This window comes from Streptomyces sp. NPDC019531, assembly GCF_044903305.1.
Classification (GTDB): domain Bacteria; phylum Actinomycetota; class Actinomycetes; order Streptomycetales; family Streptomycetaceae; genus Streptomyces.
Map to the genome: position 1 here is coordinate 1 of NZ_JBJDQL010000068.1, position 16790 is coordinate 16790.

At 70.6% G+C, this 16790-nt stretch carries 19 protein-coding genes; 4 read left to right on the forward strand and 15 right to left on the reverse strand.

The genetic code is table 11. The features are described from left to right. Together ACI2L1_RS41755 and ACI2L1_RS41760 are read right to left on the reverse strand one after the other, a co-directional pair. A partial coding sequence (locus tag ACI2L1_RS41755) for a transposase family protein (RefSeq protein ID WP_404744728.1) occupies nt 1-588 on the reverse strand: 588 nt, incomplete at its 3' end. Nucleotides 589-715: 127 nt separating this feature from the next. Beyond that, entirely contained in the window at nt 716-2149 is a 1434-nt protein-coding gene (locus ACI2L1_RS41760) for a hypothetical protein (RefSeq protein WP_404744699.1), read from the reverse strand. Between the two features lie 292 nt (nt 2150-2441). Between ACI2L1_RS41760 and ACI2L1_RS41765 the strand changes: the two genes are divergently transcribed. Further along, nucleotides 2442-4265 (forward strand): endonuclease/exonuclease/phosphatase family protein, encoded by a 1824-nt coding sequence (locus ACI2L1_RS41765; RefSeq protein WP_404744700.1) that lies wholly within the window; start codon nt 2442-2444, stop codon nt 4263-4265. A gap of 16 nt (nt 4266-4281) precedes the next feature. Here the strand turns inward: ACI2L1_RS41765 and ACI2L1_RS41770 are convergent, their stop codons facing one another. From ACI2L1_RS41770 to ACI2L1_RS41780, 3 genes are all read right to left on the reverse strand, one after another. After that, a complete protein-coding gene (locus tag ACI2L1_RS41770; RefSeq protein ID WP_404744701.1) occupies nt 4282-5016 on the reverse strand; it encodes an SRPBCC domain-containing protein in 735 nt (244 codons plus the stop codon). 3 nt (nt 5017-5019) lie between these two features. Further along, entirely contained in the window at nt 5020-5634 is a 615-nt protein-coding gene (locus ACI2L1_RS41775; protein ID WP_404744702.1) for an ArsR/SmtB family transcription factor, read from the reverse strand. Nucleotides 5635-5698: 64 nt separating this feature from the next. Next, nucleotides 5699-6400, reverse strand: a complete 702-nt coding sequence (locus ACI2L1_RS41780; RefSeq protein ID WP_404744703.1) for an antibiotic biosynthesis monooxygenase — start codon at nt 6398-6400, stop codon at nt 5699-5701. A gap of 79 nt (nt 6401-6479) precedes the next feature. On the opposite strand from ACI2L1_RS41780, the gene ACI2L1_RS41785 reads away from it, so the two are divergent. After that, entirely contained in the window at nt 6480-7463 is a 984-nt protein-coding gene (locus tag ACI2L1_RS41785; protein WP_404744704.1) for a YihY/virulence factor BrkB family protein, read from the forward strand. A 72-nt stretch (nt 7464-7535) separates the two neighbouring features. Here ACI2L1_RS41785 and ACI2L1_RS41790 read toward each other — a convergent pair whose 3' ends face one another. Genes ACI2L1_RS41790 through ACI2L1_RS41805 form a run of 4 tightly spaced genes read right to left on the reverse strand, consistent with a single transcriptional unit; the run spans nt 7536 to nt 9385 of the window. Beyond that, nucleotides 7536-8105, reverse strand: a complete 570-nt coding sequence (locus ACI2L1_RS41790) for a DUF3618 domain-containing protein (protein ID WP_404744705.1) — start codon at nt 8103-8105, stop codon at nt 7536-7538. Then, complete coding sequence (locus ACI2L1_RS41795) at nt 8102-8521, reverse strand: phage holin family protein (protein WP_404744706.1); 420 nt, start codon at nt 8519-8521, stop codon at nt 8102-8104. The genes ACI2L1_RS41790 and ACI2L1_RS41795 overlap by 4 nt, the downstream gene beginning before the upstream one ends. 52 nt (nt 8522-8573) lie before the next feature. After that, nucleotides 8574-9260: a hypothetical protein gene (locus ACI2L1_RS41800; protein ID WP_404744707.1), complete on the reverse strand. Its 687-nt coding sequence runs from the start codon at nt 9258-9260 to the stop codon at nt 8574-8576. Beyond that, a complete protein-coding gene (locus tag ACI2L1_RS41805; RefSeq protein WP_256122893.1) occupies nt 9257-9385 on the reverse strand; it encodes a hypothetical protein in 129 nt (42 codons plus the stop codon). The genes ACI2L1_RS41800 and ACI2L1_RS41805 overlap by 4 nt, the downstream gene beginning before the upstream one ends. A 152-nt stretch (nt 9386-9537) precedes the next feature. On the opposite strand from ACI2L1_RS41805, the gene dapA reads away from it, so the two are divergent. Next, the gene (gene dapA, locus ACI2L1_RS41810) at nt 9538-10431 is read left to right on the forward strand and encodes a 4-hydroxy-tetrahydrodipicolinate synthase (protein WP_404744708.1); all 894 of its coding nucleotides are present in this window, start codon (nt 9538-9540) and stop codon (nt 10429-10431) included. Nucleotides 10432-10451: 20 nt separating this feature from the next. Here the strand turns inward: dapA and ACI2L1_RS41815 are convergent, their stop codons facing one another. The 6 genes from ACI2L1_RS41815 to ACI2L1_RS41840 all read right to left on the reverse strand — a co-directional run bounded on the left by ACI2L1_RS41815 (nt 10452) and on the right by ACI2L1_RS41840 (nt 15757). After that, nucleotides 10452-11669: a WD40 repeat domain-containing protein gene (locus ACI2L1_RS41815; protein WP_404744709.1), complete on the reverse strand. Its 1218-nt coding sequence runs from the start codon at nt 11667-11669 to the stop codon at nt 10452-10454. Continuing rightward, the gene (locus ACI2L1_RS41820) at nt 11666-12235 is read right to left on the reverse strand and encodes a SigE family RNA polymerase sigma factor (protein ID WP_404744729.1); all 570 of its coding nucleotides are present in this window, start codon (nt 12233-12235) and stop codon (nt 11666-11668) included. Before ACI2L1_RS41820 ends, ACI2L1_RS41815 begins: the two co-directional genes overlap by 4 nt. Before the next feature lie 268 nt (nt 12236-12503). Further along, complete coding sequence (gene dapD / locus ACI2L1_RS41825; RefSeq protein WP_404744710.1) at nt 12504-13493, reverse strand: 2,3,4,5-tetrahydropyridine-2,6-dicarboxylate N-succinyltransferase; 990 nt, start codon at nt 13491-13493, stop codon at nt 12504-12506. Between the two features lie 319 nt (nt 13494-13812). After that, nucleotides 13813-14361, reverse strand: coding sequence for a TetR/AcrR family transcriptional regulator (locus ACI2L1_RS41830; RefSeq protein WP_404744711.1), 549 nt, complete (start codon nt 14359-14361; stop codon nt 13813-13815). After that, nucleotides 14361-14681: a DMT family transporter gene (locus ACI2L1_RS41835; protein ID WP_404744712.1), complete on the reverse strand. Its 321-nt coding sequence runs from the start codon at nt 14679-14681 to the stop codon at nt 14361-14363. Before ACI2L1_RS41835 ends, ACI2L1_RS41830 begins: the two co-directional genes overlap by 1 nt. 53 nt (nt 14682-14734) lie before the next feature. Next, the gene (locus ACI2L1_RS41840) at nt 14735-15757 is read right to left on the reverse strand and encodes a sulfotransferase family protein (protein WP_404744713.1); all 1023 of its coding nucleotides are present in this window, start codon (nt 15755-15757) and stop codon (nt 14735-14737) included. A gap of 201 nt (nt 15758-15958) precedes the next feature. On the opposite strand from ACI2L1_RS41840, the gene ACI2L1_RS41845 reads away from it, so the two are divergent. After that, nucleotides 15959-16774, forward strand: a complete 816-nt coding sequence (locus ACI2L1_RS41845; RefSeq protein ID WP_404744714.1) for an AbfB domain-containing protein — start codon at nt 15959-15961, stop codon at nt 16772-16774. The last annotated feature ends 16 nt before the right edge of the window (nt 16775-16790 follow it).

A 16790-nucleotide genomic window follows, 5' to 3' on the forward strand; every position in this document is an offset into this window, starting at 1 on the left:
GGCGGCCGTGGCGTCGTGCATACGTCCAGGTCGCAGGGCATCGGTCCATAACGTGCGGCCACGCCAGTCCGCGATCACGGTGGCCTTCATCGTGTGCTGCTTTTTCTTGCCGGAGACGAACGCGCGCCGGCCACCACGTCCGGCCGGTGGCCGGCGGACCTGGATCTCGGTGGCGTCCAGGCGCAGCTCGATGCCCTCGGCTTGGGCGTAGGCGGACACATCCGGCAGCGTCCGCAGACGCAGGCCGGGGCGGTCGGGGAGCGCGCATCCCCGCTCAGCCAGGAGCCGACGTATCTCTCCGATCGCGCGGGTGATGGTGGAGCGGTCTACGCCGAACAGCAGGCCCAGCACTGAGTGCGGCAGGTCGTGCCGCAGATGGATCAGGGTGGCCACCAACCGGTCGACGAACACCAGCTGATGGCGGGCGCCGGCACCCGCGGCCCGCTTCCGGACTCCACCTCGTGCAGCATGACGACGGCCCTCAAGGTCGGCTTGCCACGGAATCGCCAACTCCTCAACCAGGCGGGCGATATGACGCCGAGAAACCCCCGTGAACAGCCGATGCGCCAGCACCGCCCGATTGACCATGATCGCCACAGTCGGATCATGCCACCGGCCAGACGCGACGCCTCACCCGCTATCACGCACCAACTCGTTAAGGGGCGCGGGGAACTGCGCGCTCAGCCCCCACACACCCGCACCCGGCGAACCGGCCTCAACCCCCCTGCTGCGACCGCGCCTTGAACGCCGCCTTCCGAGCCTCCTTGGCCACCCGCTTGTCCGGATGCAACCGCCCCATCGCCTCCAGCACATCCGCAGTCGCCGGATGATCGACCTTCCACGCCGCCGCGAAGAACCCCCCGTGCTGCTGGGCCAACCCCTCCACCAGCCCCTGAAGCTCCTCGGAGTTCCCTTCGGCGGCCAGCTGCGCGGCGATCGTGTCGACGGTCAGCCAGAACACCATGTCCTCGGAGGGCGCCGGTACATCCCCGAACGCCCGCTCGACCAGCCAGACCCGGGCGAGCCCACCCAGCTCGGGGTCGTCGAGAACCTCCCGCAACGCCGGCTCGGCGACCACACCGACCAACGACAGGGCCTGCTGACACCGCAGACGACGCAAGGGCGCCCCCGCGTCACTCCCCCGAGCCGCCCCCAGCAACTCCCGTGCCGCCGCGAGCGGTTCACGCCGGGCCAGCCACTGCTCGGTCTCGGCCTGCGCGGCGGAGGGCGGAAAGGCGGCGGTCCCGTCCAGCAACGCGTCCGCCCCCTTGTCGGCGAGGTCGCCGACGGCCGGCGCCGCGATCCCCGCCTCCAGCAGCCGTGACCGCAGCCCGTACAGCCCGAGCGGGGTCAGCCGCACCATGCCGTACCGGGAGACGTCGGTGTCGTCGACGACCGCGGCGGGTTCCTCGTCGGTGTCCGCCATCAGCGCCTCGTCGACGGGCTGGTACTCGACGATCCCGACCGGCTCCAGGATCCGGAACTGGTCGTCCAGCCGCATCATCGCGTCGGACACCTGCTCCAGGACGTCGTTGGTGGGCTCGCCCATGTCGCTGGGCACGATCATCGACGCGGCGAGAGCGGGCAGCGGTACGGGCCCGTCACCCGGTCCTTCCTCGCTCACCGTGAGCAGATAGAGGTTGCCGAGGACCCCGTCCAGGAACTCCTGTTCGGCCTGCGGGTCCCAGTCCAGGGAGGCGAGGTCGATCTCCGCGCCACCGCCCTCGGCGGACATCGCGTCGACCAGATCGTCCAGATCCGGCACGCTCGCGTCGGCGAGCACCGTCTCCAGCACGGTCAGCCACACTCCGAGCACGTCCTGCGGCGACCCGGTCAGCAGGGCCAGGTCCGCGCCCGCGGCGACGGTGCCCTCCTCCTCGTCGACGATCTCGACGAGCCCGGTGTCGACGGCGATCCGCCAGGCCTCGCTCGCGTACGCCGCCGCCTCGTCGCCGGTCAGCCCGAGCGCCTCGGCCGCCGCGGGCAACTGCTCGTCGACGAGTCCGCCCCCGGCGTCGACCCGGGTGTCCTCGCCGGTCCAGCGGGCGAGCCGGGCGGCCCGGGCGAGCAGCGGCGTGGACAGGGCGGCCCGCGCCAGCTCCGCTTCGGGGTGCAGTCGCACCGGCGGCAGGGGGGAGCTGTCTGACATCGGCTGGTTCTCCTAGGACGCGTCGTGCCACTCAGCCGCTCAGCGTAGACGGATATCCACCCATGCCGCCCGGTTCATCTCCCGGACAGGGTCCGTACATGGCTGAAACCTTGACAAGTGGCCTGACCAGGCAGGAGATTGACGCGCGTAGAAATCCGGCGGACAGCTGTTCACTGTATTTCTGCGCACGGTATTTTCTACGCGCGTCGCAACCGCCCGCACAGGTCGCGGCTCCCGCTGTTCCTCGTTCACCCTCGTCCCGGCGCCTACGTTCGTCCCCGGAGGGATCCCGTTGCCGAGCAAGAAGTCCGCGCGTTACGCCGCGCTCACCGTCGCCGCCCTGACCGCGGCCTCCACCGTCGTCCTCGTCTCGCCCGCGCACGCGGCCGGGGTGAGCATCCATGACATCCAGGGCGCGACCCGGATATCCCCGTACGCCGGTCAGAAGGTCACGGATGTGGCCGGAATCGTCACCGGTGTGCGCACCTACGGCTCCTCAAGAGGTTTCTGGATCCAGGATCCGAATCCCGATGCCGACCCGGCCACCAGCGAGGGCGTGTTCGTCTTCACCAGCTCCACCCCGAAGGTCGCCGTCGGTGACGCCGTCACGGTCACCGGCACGGTCTCGGAGTACGTCCCGGGCGGCACGTCCACCGGGAACCAGTCGCTGACCGAGCTCACCAAGCCGACGGTCACCGTCGTCTCCAGCGGCAACGCGGTCCCGGCCGCGACGGTGGTCGACGCAAGGTCGGTGCCGGCCGCGTACGCCCCGGCGGGCGACTCGGCCGCGGGCAACTCGATCAACAGTCTGACGCTCCAGCCGAAGAAGTACGCCCTGGACTACTACGAGTCCCTTGAGGGCATGAACGTCCAGGTCGCCGACACCCGTGTGGTCGGCGCGAGCGACCCGTACACCGAGCTGTGGGTGACGGTGAAGCCGCGCGAGAACGCCACCAAGCGGGGCGGCACGCTCTACGGCTCCTACACCTCGCAGAACACCGGCCGGCTCCAGATCCAGTCGCTGGGCGCGACCGCCGACTTCCCGGTGGCGAACGTCGGCGACACCCTGAGCGGCACCACGGCCGGTCCGCTGGACTACAACCAGTTCGGCGGCTACACCCTCGTGGCCAACCAGATCGGCACGCTCGAGAGCGCCGGTCTGACGCGTGAGACGACGCAGAAGCAGTCGCGCAGCGAGCTGGCGGTCGCGACGTACAACGTCGAGAACCTCGACCCGTCCGACGCCACCTTCGAGGAGCATGCCTCCGCGATCGTGAACAACCTGAAGTCGCCCGACGTCGTGTCCCTGGAGGAGATCCAGGACAACAACGGCGCGACCGACGACGGCACGACCGCCGCCGACGTGACGGTGACCAAGCTGATCGACGCGATCGTGGCCGCGGGCGGCCCGAAGTACGACTGGCGCTCGATCGACCCGACCAACGACACCGACGGCGGCGAGCCCGGCGGCAACATCCGCCAGGTGTTCCTGTTCAACCCGGAGCGGGTCTCCTTCACGGACCGCGCGGGCGGCGACGCCACGACGGCCGTCGGCGTGACGAAGACCCACGGCAAGGCCGCGCTGACGGCCTCCCCTGGCCGTATCGACCCGACGAACACGGCCTGGAGCAGCAGCCGCAAGCCGCTGGTCGGCGAGTTCGTCTTCCGTGGCCGCACGGTGTTCGTGATCGCCAACCACTTCAACTCAAAGGGCGGCGACTACGGTCTGACCTCTGCGACCCAGCCGGTGCCGCGCAGTTCGGAGACCCAGCGCCACCAGCAGGCGACGCTGGTGAACGGCTTCGTCAAGGACATCCTCGCCGTCCAGAAGAACGCGGGCGTGATCGCCCTCGGCGACATCAACGACTTCGAGTTCTCGGACACCGCGAAGATCCTGGAGGGTGACGGCGAGCTCTGGTCGGCGATCAAGTCGCTGCCGAAGAGCGAGCGTTACACCTACGACTACCAGGGCAACCAGCAGGTCCTGGACCAGATCCTGGTCAGCCCGTCGATTCGGCGCAGCTGCGACTTCGCGTACGACAGCGTGCACATCAACTCGGAGTTCAACGACCAGATCAGCGACCACGACCCGCAGGTGCTGCGCTTCCAGCCGTAGCCCTTCGCGGTGGGGATCAGGACTGGCTGAACACGCCGTTCAGCCAGTTCTGCCATTCCGTCTCGCACTCCTTGATGTCGGAGTCGGCGGCGAAGTCGTGCAGGGAGATGCCGACCGGGTGGCCCCAGTGGTTGCGCCCGAAGATCCGGGTGAGGCCCCGGTCGGTGCGCAGTCCGATGAAGTACGGGTTGCGGAAGTCGACCACGGCGTCGAAGGTGTCGGGGCCGTGGACCGTCAGCCGGGTGCCCGCGGCCACGTCCTCCCCGACGCCGAGCGCCTGTCCTACGACGGCGAGGGCGTCCGGGGTCCTGGCGGCGTCGGGTCCGTCGAAGGTGGCGAAGGCGGCCGGCCTGGGCGCGAAGTGGGTCAGGTACTCGCGCAGGGTGTGCAGATAGAAGTCGGTGTGCCGGGATGCGCCGTCGTACTGGTTGTCCCAGTCGTCGACGAAGATCCCGCTGTGCACGTACCGCACCCAGGCCCGCCGGCCCTCGTCGCGGGGTTCGACGGTGTAGTCGAGCTGGTTGAGGGTCTGCTCGGAGATGCCGTCGACGTTCTCGACGCGGTTGGTGTAGCGGTGCGGCGGGTCCCAGGCGGTGACGGTGGACCCGAAGGGCCCCTTGCCGCCGACTCGGGGCTCCGGCGGCTCCATCGGCCACAGATAGCCGTCGGTCCCGGTGGTGAACGCCGCCCAGACCTGCTCGGGGGTGGCATCGACCTCGAACTCGCGGGCGATCTCGAACTCCTTGGACATGATCTACTCCAACTCGGTCTGCTCGGTCTGCTCGGTCTGCTTCAGCGTGGGGTGGACCGCCACGACGATCCGGTGATCCCGGCCGCCCTCACTGTCCGGGGAGTCGTACTTGCGGATCAGCGCGGTGACTCCGGCCGTCAACTCCTGGATGAACGCGGCTCGTTCGGCGGCGGAGGCGAAACGCACCTCGCCGTCCAGCGCGTAAGTCGCCAGCCGTTTGCGGGCCTTGGCCGCGCCGGTGATCAACTGACCGACGTCCCGCACCAGACGGGCGCCCAACGCCAGCAGCCACCGCGCGGAGAGCTGGTCGCGGAAGCGGTCCGGGTCGGGCTGCACGGCGGCGAGGGCGAGCGGTGAGATCACGTACGACGCCGCGGTCGCCCGCATCAGCCGCTCGGTGACGCTGCCCTTGCGGCGCTCCCCCGCGAGCTCGACCAGGCCGTGCCGCTCCAGCGCTTTCAGGTGGTAGTTCACCTTCTGCCTCGGCAGCCCGACCAGGCCGGCCAGCATGGCGGCCGACGCGGGTCCCGCCGCCAGCTCGGCCAGCAGCCTCGCCCTTATGGGGTCCAGCGAGACGGCCGCCGCCTCGGGGTCCTCGATCACGGTGACATCCAGCATGGATCCACCGTCCCACCGAAAACTTTTTTTGTCCAGACGATTCGAGTTGTCGGGGCTGGGTGACCTACGGAACGAGACCGAGGACGTGGTCGTAGCGGTCGATCGTGGACCCCTTGAACCCGGGGTACGTCCGCACCCGCTCCCACAGCTCGGTGGGCGAGCCGATCCCCTCTCCCGGCGCCGCGAAGGTCCTGTCGTAGGCCTCGGCGCTCTCCCACTCGGCGTAGTTGAGGACATGGGTGCCGTCGTCGCTCAGATGGAAGTTGGCGGAGATCAGTCCGGGGTGGCCGACGGGATCGTCGGCGAGGGCCAGCAGCACGGTGTCGACCCAGTCGGTACGCCGGTCGGCGGCTTCCGGCGCGAAGTCGATCCGTACGGCCACCACCAGACCGGGCACCCGGCTGTCCCCGGCGACCCGCTCGCGGCTGCGGTAGCGCCGATAGCGGCCGAGCCCCAGCCGCTCGATGTCCGGGACGGCGGTGTCGATCTCGTCCACCCGCTCCTGCCGGTGGGTCTTGACGAAGGCCTCGTACGCCTGCGCGCTCGTCCACTGGGAGTAGTGCATCAGGGTGGCGGTGTCGTGACCGGCGTAGACGTGGTAGCCGAGCAGATCTCCGGTGGGCCAGGGCCGCCGCCGCCAGGTGTCGGCGATGGCCTCGACGGTCTGCCGCTGTCGCAGGGGCGTGCCCACACGCCAGTGGCTGAAGAGGGAGGTGCCGACACGGGGGTCGGTGAGGTCGGGATGGGTTTCGGTACGACGTGTCATGTCGACCACCCTGCAACCTCGACCAAGATTCAGGTCAAGCCGCCGATTCGACCGGCCCGTTCGGGAGACCCGCCAGCTCATGGACGAGAAGGTCGACAAGAGCGAGCCGGACAGCCCCTCCGAATTGCCCAAGCGGTCGTGGGGTGCGGTGGCGCGGCGCACGTTCAAGGAGCTGCTGGACGACGAACTCGCCGACCGCGCGGCGGCGTTGACGTACTACGGTGTGCTGTCGCTGTTCCCCGCCCTGCTGGTGATGGTCTCCCTGCTGGGCGTGGTGGGACAGCGGGCCACGAACAAGATCCTCGACAACATCGGGGACCTCGCCCCGGGCCCGGCCCGGGACATCCTGCGGGACGCGGTGGTCCAGCTGGGCGACAGCGGCGGTACGGGCAGTGTCCTGGCGATCCTCGGACTGCTCGCCGCGCTGTGGTCGGCGTCGGGTTATGTCGCCGCGTTCATCCGTACGTCCAACGCGGTGTACGACCTGCCGGAGGGGCGCCCGGTGTGGAAGCTGACACCGCTGCGGCTGGCGCTGACCGTGACGTTGATGCTGATGCTGGCGGCGAGCGCGCTGATCGTGGTGTTCACGGGTCCGCTCGCCGAGCGGGCGGGCCGGGCGGTGGGGTTCGGTGGCGCGGCGATCGCGGTCTGGGGCATCGCCAAGTGGCCGGTGCTGCTGCTCCTGGTCGTCCTGATGATCGCCCTGCTGTACTGGGCCGCGCCCAACGTCCGGGCCGGCGGCTTCCGTTGGATCTCCCCCGGCAGCGTCCTCGCCACCCTGATCTGGCTGGCCGCCTCCGCGGGCTTCGCGCTCTACGCCGCCAACTTCGGCTCCTACAACAAGACATACGGCACCCTCGCCGGTGCCATCGTCTTCCTGGTGTGGCTCTGGCTGACCAATCTGGCGATCCTGCTGGGCCTGGAGTTCGACGCGGAGCTGGCCCGGGAGCGGGCGATCACCTCGGGGGACACCGCCCCGACGGAGGAGCCGTACGTGGAGCCGCGGGACACCCGGAAGTGGCCCGCGAAGCTCAGGGCGAAGCGTGGCACGCAGAGCGGGTAGGCCACCCCGCCGTGCGCAAGGCGGTGGGCGGCACCCGTGCACCGGGTGCCGCCCACGCCGTAGAGCGGTCTGCTACTTCTTCGGATACCGCCACGACACCACGACGACCGCCGCCACCGCCGCGCCGATGATCAGCACCGGCCGCGGATGCCGTACCGCCGCCATGACCAGGGGCCGGGCGGGCATGGGCACATTGCGCTCCGTCTTCCGCTCCAGCGCGCTCTGGGTCTGTGTCACCTTGTCCTGGGTGGTATGTCCCGCTTGCAGCGTCCGGTCGTGGACCCGGTGGCCCGTCCTCGTCGCCGTGTCATGGACCTTGTGACCGGCCTGGGTGGCCCGGTCGTGCACGGTGTGACCGGCCTGGGTGGCCCGGTCGTGCACGGTGTGACCGGCCTGGGTGGCCCGGTCGTGCACGGTGTGACCGGCCTGCGCGGCAGTGCTGCGCAGCTGCACGGTCATCGCGCCCGCCTTGTCCCTGAGATCCGCCGCCCTGGCCCGCGCGCGGCCCTTCACATCCATCTTTCCTGCCAACTCCTCCACCGTGTCGCCGAGTTCGCTGCGGGTTCGCTCGATCTCCCGCCGCAGCTCCTCGGGCCCCTTGACCCCCGTCGCGGGGGGCTCACTGCCTGTCCTGTCGGTCATCGGTGCGCCCTTTCCCTGATCTCCTCGACGTCGGCCTTGACGCTGCCGAGCGCCTCCTCGGGCGTGGGGGGTGCGGCCCGGCGCAGCTGGGCCCGGCCGGTCACGGCGAGCAGCCCCGCGATCACGAACAGCACAGCCGTCACGATCAGCGCCGATGCCCAGACCGACAGCACCAGCGAGAGGGCGGCAGCGGCCGTTCCGGCCAGGGCGAGCAGCCCGGCGTAGGCGAAGGCGCCCGCGGCGCCGAGCAGCCCGCCGCCCCGCCCGGCACGCCTTCCTTTCGCGGTCAGCTCCTCCTTCGCGAGGGCGACTTCCTGCCGGACCAGCCGGGAGAGCTGCTCGGTGGCCTGTCCGACGAGTTCGCCCACCGAGTGGTGTTCGTCGTGCGCCGGCCTGGGGGCCGTGGTTCCGGTCACGGTGCTCCGCCTCCTCTCGGTCGGAACACCCGGGTACCCGGCCCGGCCTGCACTACCCCTGCGGGCCGCCGTCCGGGCCGGGCTCCCCGAGCCGGGCCAGCTGGCTCTGGAACCAGTCGAGCCGGGCCTGCAACAGGGCGGCCTCGGCGGCGAGTTCGGGTACGCCCACCCCCTCGGGCAGATCAAGGGGCACATCGGCGCGCCCGGCCCCGGCCACCACCCGCAGCCCGTCCCCGGCCAACCGTGCGAACCCGGCGAGCGAGACGGCCGTACGCCCGCGCAGGCAGCCCGCGCACGAGGGGGCCAGGGCCCGCCAGCCGGGCCTGCCCCAGCCGGCGTCGGCGAGGGCCGCCGCGACCGTGCCGCAGGCGCAGGGTCCGACGGTGGCCGTACGGACCCGCTGACGGGCGTAGCGGAAGCCGCGTTCGAAGCGGAGGTAGCGGCCGAGGACCAGGACGTCGAGGAGGACGGCCGTGCGGTGCTCGGCGGTGCACAGCAGTGCCTCGGCCGTCGTACGGTCGTGCACGCAGTGGAAGCCGCAGTCGCAGCGGCGGTTCGGAGCCCGGTGCCGCAGGCCGTAGACGCAGGACGCGTCGGCCAGGACGCCGTACGGCAGCGCGCCGCCGAGCGACACACCGGTGAACCCGGCCCGGGTGCCGTCCTGGGACAGCACCGGGTGGGCGATCTTGTATCCGGTCGGCGGCTCCGTCGGGCGTTCCTCCGGAAGCCGCAGTCTCATCGGGCCGCCGGGACCTCTTCGGGGGCCTTCAGTTCCTTGATCTCCTCGGGGAGTTCGAGCTCCTCCTCGTGGATCTCCGGCCGCTCTTCCGCGACTCCGGTGGCGAGTGCCTTGCCGAGCTTCATGACGCCTCCAGGACCAGGGGTCGTGCACCGTCCTGGCCATGGTGGCTCATGCGGGCCCGGTTTGGACATAGGGCCTTTTCGCAGCATCCCTTATCGATACATCGTAGGAGAATTAAGTGGAGCTTCACGGTCGTCCGGCCGAGACTACGCGTATGACGACAACCGCCCCGACCTTCGGCCGCGCCCTCTGCGCCATGATCACGCCCTTCGACGGGGCCGGCGCCCTCGATCTCGACGGCGCGCAGGTGCTCGCCGACCACCTGGTGACGGAGGGCTGTGACGGTCTCGTCCTCTCCGGTACGACGGGTGAGTCGCCGACCACGACGGACGCGGAGAAGGCGGCCCTCGTGATGGCGGTGCGGGAGGCGGTGGGCGAGCGAGCATCGGTCGTGGCGGGGGTGGGCACCTTCGACACCCGGCACACCGTCGAACTGGCCCTGGCGGCCGAAAAGGCGGGCGCGGACGGGGTGTTGGTGGTCAGCCCGTACTACAGCAGGCCGCCGCAGGACGCGTTGGAGGCGCACTTCTGGGAGATCGCGGACGCGTCGGGGCTGCCCGTCATGCTGTACGACATCCCGGGCCGCACCGGCACCCGCATCGAGCCGGAGACCGCGATCCGGCTCGCCGAGCACCCCCGGATCGTCGCGGTGAAGGACTGTTCCTACGACTTCCTCGGCGCCCAGAAGGTGCTCTCCCGCACGGAGTTGGCGTACTACGCGGGCTGCGACGAGCACAATCTCGCGCTGTACGCGGTGGGCGGGACGGGCTACGTCAGTACGGTCGCCAACGTGGTCCCGTCCCGTATGAGGGCCGTACTGGACGCGTTCGAGGCGGGCGACACCCCCGTGGCCGCCCGCCTCCAACAACGGGCCACGGGCCTGATCGAGGCGATGATGTCGGCGGGTCTGCCCGGCACGGTCACTGCCAAGTCCCTCCTCAACGCGCTCGGTCTGCCCGCGGGCCCGGTCCGCTCCCCGCTGCGGCCCGCCGACCGGGAGACGGCCGACGGGCTGCTGGCGGAGTACGAACGGCTGGTGGCCGTCTGATCAAGGCATGACCGCTCTGATCAGGGCTGGGCGAAGAGCGGCTCCCAGCGTCCGGCGTCCCCGTCGTTGCCCTCCCGGAAGCCGCTGAGGGGGACTTCCTTGTCGCTGCCGATGGTGATCAGCACGAGCCGCTGATGGAACTCGTTCTTGTCGTTCTTGCCGATGTCCCAGGCGATGAGCCGCTCGTTGCCCACCCAGGCGAGCAGCTGCTGCCCGCGCACCTCGGTCCTGGCACCGGTCTGGGCGTCGACGACGTACGAGGACGTCTTCCACTTCTTGCCCGCGAAGTCCCCGGCGACGAGCCTGCCGTCGGGCGACTTGCCCGCGTCGACGGACCACGACAGGTACTTGTCACCCGCCGGCACGGGCACCTTCTTGCCCGTGAGGTCGTAGAACACGTAGCCGGGCTCCATGGGGCTGCCCTCCCAGACATGCCGGCCGTCGTCCGCGAGGGCGAAGTCCTGGCGGCTGTTCATGAAGGTGCTCAGGGGGTTGCCGGGATCACTCTCGATCTTGATCTCGGTCCAGGCGCCGTCCCCGGAGGCCACGTCGAGGACAAAGAAGCCGGTGCGGCTCGACGTCCACGGCTGGCCCCATTCGACGTTGCCCTCCACCTTGATCTGCCGGTCGGGGTTCTCGCTGTACGTCGTCGCGACCAGCTTGCGGCCGTCGCGGGAGAAGCTGAGGCCGCCGACAGTGTGGTCGACCTGGATCCAGCGCTCGACCTTGCCGGTGGTCAGGTCGAGCAGGCCGATCCGCGAGGCGGGCAGGTCCCGTTCGAGGACGGCGGCGGTCTTCCCGCCGGGGGCGACGGCGACCAAGGACCAGTCCGCGGCCTTGGCGTACTTGCCGGTCTTCGGGTTCAGCAGGTGGTAGGTGCGCTCGTAGACGGCGGTGTCCGCGCTCTTCTTCACCGTCTCCGGGATGAAGTACCCGGCCATGGTCGTGCCCCCGACGGAGATCCTGTCGCGCGGCGGCGACTGGTCGGGGTGGGACTCGACCTTCTTCGGGGTCACGATCCCGCCGGAGGGCCTTACGTCCTCCTTGCCGGAGTCCAGCAGCGGTACGCCCACCCCGACGGCGACCGCGACCACGGCGACCACGGCGACGACCGCCGTCCTGGCCGTCCGACGCCGCCGCCGGACGGCCAGCACCCGGTCGGCGAACCCCACTGCCACCGGCGGCTGTTCGGCGGCCTGCTCGCGCAGGGCGTCGCGCACGATGTCGTCGACGTTCACGGACGCACCTCCACGGGCGAGTAGTCACGGGATTCGAGCCGCTCGGCGTCGGCCGGCCCGAGAGCGGACAGTTCGGGCGCCAGCGAACGCAGCCGGGCCAGCGAGCGGTGGGTGGTGGACCGTACGGTGCCCACCGAGCAGTTCAGCAGCCGGGCGACGTCGGCTTCGGGCAGGTCCTCGAAGTAGCGCAGCACCAGCACGGTGCGCTGACGGGCGGTGAGCCGGGACAGGGCCTGGCGCATCACGAGGCGCAGTTCGGCCGCGGCGGCCGTGTCGGCGCGGGGCTCGCCGGTGCCCGACGGTTCGGGCGGCTCGGCGACACTGACCTCGCGCCTGGGCCACTTCAGCCGCCAGCGGCTGACCTGCTGGCGGTAGAGGACCTGCCGTACGTAAGCCTCGGGTTCGTCGATCTTCTGCCAGCGTCCGGCAGCCTTGACCAGGGCGTTCTGAAGCAGGTCCTCACCGGCGTGCTGGTCTCCCCCGCACAGCAGCACAGCGGTCCTCAGCAGGGCGGACGACCTGCTGTCCACGAAGTCCCGGAAACTCTCCAGCCCTTCGGCATTCATCGTCACCTTCTCTTCCCCGGCGGCGCCGGTGCGCCGCCCCTCCGACCCTTGTGACGCGTGCGGTGGGCCGCCGCTATGCCACCGCCACGAAAAAAGTCGCCGTAGAGGATCTCAGTCCTCTACGGCGACTCTTGCTGAGGCGGGTCAGTTCCAGGAGTACCCGTCGCTGGGGGCCGTTGTGGGAGGCGGTGTTGGTCTCATCCGCCGAAACGACCTTGCGGTCACGCCGAGTAACCCATAAGTGCTCTTCGTGCGTGCCGGGAGCGGCTCAGTTGTGGCTGTGCAGGACGTCGTTGAGGCCGCCCCAGACCGCGTTGTTCGGGCGGGCCTCGACGGTGCCGGTGACCGAGTTGCGGCGGAAGAGGATGTTCGAGGCGCCGTTCAGCTCGCGGGCCTTGACGATCTGGCCGTCGGGCATGGTGACCCGGGTGCCCGCGGTGACGTAAAGACCGGCCTCGACCACGCACTCGTCGCCGAGCGCGATGCCGACGCCCGCCTCGGCACCGATCAGGCAGCGTTCGCCGATGGTGATGCGGACGTTGCCGCCGCCGGAGAGGGTGCCCATGGTGGAGGCGCCGCCGCCGATGTCCGAGCCGTCGCCGACCACGACACCGGCGGAGATACGGCCCTCGACCATCGAGGTGCCGAGGGTGCCCGCGTTGAAGTTCACGAAGCCCTCGTGCATCACGGTGGTGCCCGCGGCGAGGTGCGCACCCAGGCGGACCCGGTCGGCGTCGGCGATGCGGACGCCCTTGGGGGCCACGTAGTCCGTCATGCGGGGGAACTTGTCGATGCTCGTCACGGCGAGGTGCAGGCCCTCGGCGCGGGCGTTGAGGCGTACCTTCTCGACGTCGTCGACGGCGACCGGGCCAAGCGAGGTCCACGCGACGTTGGGGAGGAGGCCGAAGATGCCGTCCAGGCTCTGGCCGTGCGGCTGGACCAGGCAGTGCGAGAGCAGGTGCAGCCGCAGGTAGGCGTCGTGCGTGTCGAGCGGCTTCTCCTCCAGGGAGGCGATGACCGTGCGGACCGCGATGACCTCGACGCCACGCCGGGCGTCCGGGCCGATCGCCTTCGCGGCGCCTTCGCCGAGCAGTTCCACGGCCCTGTCGGCGGACAGCCGCTCGGTGCCGGCCGGTCCGGGTTCGGCGGACAGCTCGGGGGCGGGGAACCAGGTGTCGAGAACGGTGCCGTCGGCGGCGACGGTGGCGAGGCCTGCGGCGATGGCGCCGGTGGTGCGCGGGGCAGTCGTGTCGGTCATGAGGGCAACCTAACCGGCGGGGGGCGTGGGATGCGAACCCGCGCGCGGGGCGTCTCGGGTGGTGGGCGACCCGCACTCCCTCATGAGGCGCACCGTCTGGTTCGTGGGGCGGGGGCAGCCGCGTTCGCATTCTTGCCCCCGCAGCGTTTTCAGCATTCCGGTGGCGTCGGCGGGCAGCGCGGCCAGGTCCCGGTACGTCTCGCGCGCCGACCGGCCATCGGCCTCCGCGGGGTTCTCCGCACGCGGATGGTTCACGGACTTCACCAGGAGATCAGGACATCACCCGAGGCAGGTGCGGCTCACTCGAGACCGGTGAGGATCACCCGAGACCGGCGGGGATCACCCGCGCCAGTACCTCCCGCGCGTAGGACTCGTCGTACGGCACCCCCGTCAGCAGCACCTGCAGACAGATCCCGTCCGCCAGCGCGACGAGCGCCCGTGCCGTGACCGGGTCGGTGCGGCGGGCGAGGCGTTCGGCGAGGTCGTCGGCCCATTCGGCGGCGACGGGGCGCAGGGCGGGGCGGCGCAGGGCGGCGAGGTAGAGCTCGTACTCCAGCTCGACTCCGGTGCGGTCGCCGCCGAGCCACTCGCCGAGGACCCGGGCCAGGTCGGTGGCCAGGTCGCCGCCGGGGTCGTCCAGGGCGCCGTGCGCGGCGACCGCCTTGGCGAAGCCCTCGCCGGCCTGGCGCAGCGCGGCGACCATCAGCTCGTCGAGGCTCTTGAAGTGGTACGTCGTCGAACCGAGCGGCACATCGGCCTCGGCGGCGGCGCTGCGGTGGCTGAGTCCCGCGAGGCCCTTCTGCCCTACGACCCGGATGGCCGCGTCGATGATCCGCTGCCGGCGCTCGGGGTCGTGCCGCCGGGCCATCAGTGCGCCCCGCCCAGGTTCAGCACCACGACCCCGAGGATGATCAGCGCGATCCCGGCGGCCTTGGTGACCGTCATGCCCTCGCCGAGGAAGAACATCCCGATGGCGGCGATGGCCGCGGTGCCGACCCCGGCCCAGATCGCGTAGGCGGTGCCGACCGACACCGTCTTCAGGGTCTGGGCGAGCAGCGCGAAGGAGAGGACGTAGCCGAGCCCGGTCAGCAGCGAGGGCACGAGCCGGCTGAAGCCCTCGGTGTACTTCATGGCCGTGGTCGCACCGACCTCGGCGGCGATGGCTCCGGCGAGCAGCAGGTATCCCATGTGTACGAGCGTACACAACAGTCCGTGGGACCGGCGCCGACGTACGGCATCCGTCAGGCTCTGAACTCGGACGTGGTGAGCGACCGGGCAGCCGCCACCGGCCCCGGCTCACGGACCCGCGCCAGTCGGTCCAGAGCGCGCCGCTTGGCGTGGGCGGCGCGTCGCAGGGCGGCGACCTTGCGGTAACGGAGCACTTCGGCGGGGTCGGGCTTCACGGCCCCGCTGAGCGCGTACCCGTTGCCGACGAGCCGTTCCCCCAACACCACGTCGCACAGCCGTATCTGATCGGGCGTCAGGCGCCGCTGCCAGCTCCCCGCGCGGGAGGTGTCCAGGGCGCCGTGGGTACGCCGGTGCCAGGTCTTGCGGGCCGGAACGGCACCCTTGGCCTGACGACTCGGCTCGGCCATCTCCGGGGCGTACTCCTCACCCAAGTAGGCGCAGAGCTCCCGGAGTCGGGGCTCGGGGTCGGTCACCAGGTCCTCGAAGCGCAGCTCGTGCCAGCTGTCCGGGCCGAGCCGGCCGGCGTACCGCCGGGTGACGTCCATGACCTGCGCCCAGGTGGCGACGGCCTCGTGGAAGCCGCGGTGCCACCAGGGCATCCCCAGCAGCGAGGCGACACAGTCCCGCCCGTCACGGACGAGGTGCACGAACTGCGCGTCCGGGAAGAGCCGCAGGATCTCCTCGACGTGCAGCGCGTACGCCGGCCGTTTGTCGCCCCAGCGGACCTTGCCGTGGTGTTCGGCGTACGACCTCAGCGTGATCCCCAGTGCCGAGCCGAGCGTGGGCGGGCCGACCTCGATGCGCCTGGCTACGGTGTCCGCGTCCAGGCCCAGCTCATGGAACCGGGTCTCCTTGCGGCCGGTGATCCAGGCGGCGAGGCCGGCCCGGTTGCCGGCGTCCCTGAGGTCGCCGAAGCGGAGCCGGTCCTCGTAGGCGGGCAGCACGAACCTGGTCTCCGGGGGCAGGGCGATTCTCGGGTGCGCGTGCAGCATGAGCTGAAGCAGCGTGGTCCCGGAGCGGGGGCAGCCGAGGACGAAAACGGGCCGTACAGGAGAAGCGGGTGCAGAGGTAACCACGCTCCCACGCTGCCGTCGCCCGATGAGGCGGGGCTGGGAGCGCCCTGAGAAAGGAATGTGGAATCGGGCCGCTTCAAAAGGCTGCTCACAACCCCCTGTAACCACTAGTGTTCCCCCCGGAACCACAGTGTTTCACCATTCACATACCGCGCCACCACAGCCGCGGCTGCCGCACGCGCCGCGCCGCCGGAGGAACAGCGCATGCCCGAAGACAAGTCCCGGCCGCCTCAGGACCGCCCCTGGGAGAACGGCTGGACCCTGGACACCTCCCGCACGCCCGGAACCAGGCGGCTCTATCTGGCCGGGGCGCTGGCGGTGACCACCGTGGTCGCCTGCGCGGCCGCGATAGCCGTGACGGACAACGAACTTGACACCTCGTCATCCCCCAAGCAGGACGACGGCTCAGGACTGATCTCCTTCTCCACCCAGCCCGCGACGACCACTGCCCCGCGCGGCGAGAGCGGCCTGTCGTCGGTGTCCCCCAGCGCCAAAGGCCCCCGGCAGCAGGGCTCCGAGCCGACGGCCACGGTCACGGCCGGCCCGCAGCCGCCCAAGTCGACGGCGTCCAAGGGCAGTTCGTCGAAGCCGAAGCCCTCGGCGACCTACCGCTCGGTCAACTCGGTCAACTACCCGGGCCGCTACTGGCACGTGGACGACGGCTATGTGGGCCTGGACCCGGTCCGCGGCTCGGAATCCCGCGAGGACTCCACCTTCAAGTTGGTCAAGGGCCTGGCGAACAGCTCCTGTTACTCCTTCACCACCCACGACGGCACGTACCTCCGCCACCGCAACTTCGTCCTGAGGGCCAACCGCAACGACGGCTCGTCCCTCTTCAAGCAGGACGCCACGTTCTGCCCACGCGACTCCTCCTACTCCGGCGCGAAAATGCTGGAGTCGGTCAACTACCCGGGCTACTTCCTCCGCCACAAGAACTTCGTGGTCCGCCTGGAACGCTTCGAGTACAGCTCCCAGTACCTCCAGGACTCGTCGTTCAAGCTGGTGGGCGGGCTGGCCTGAGCATGCGGAAGGGGCC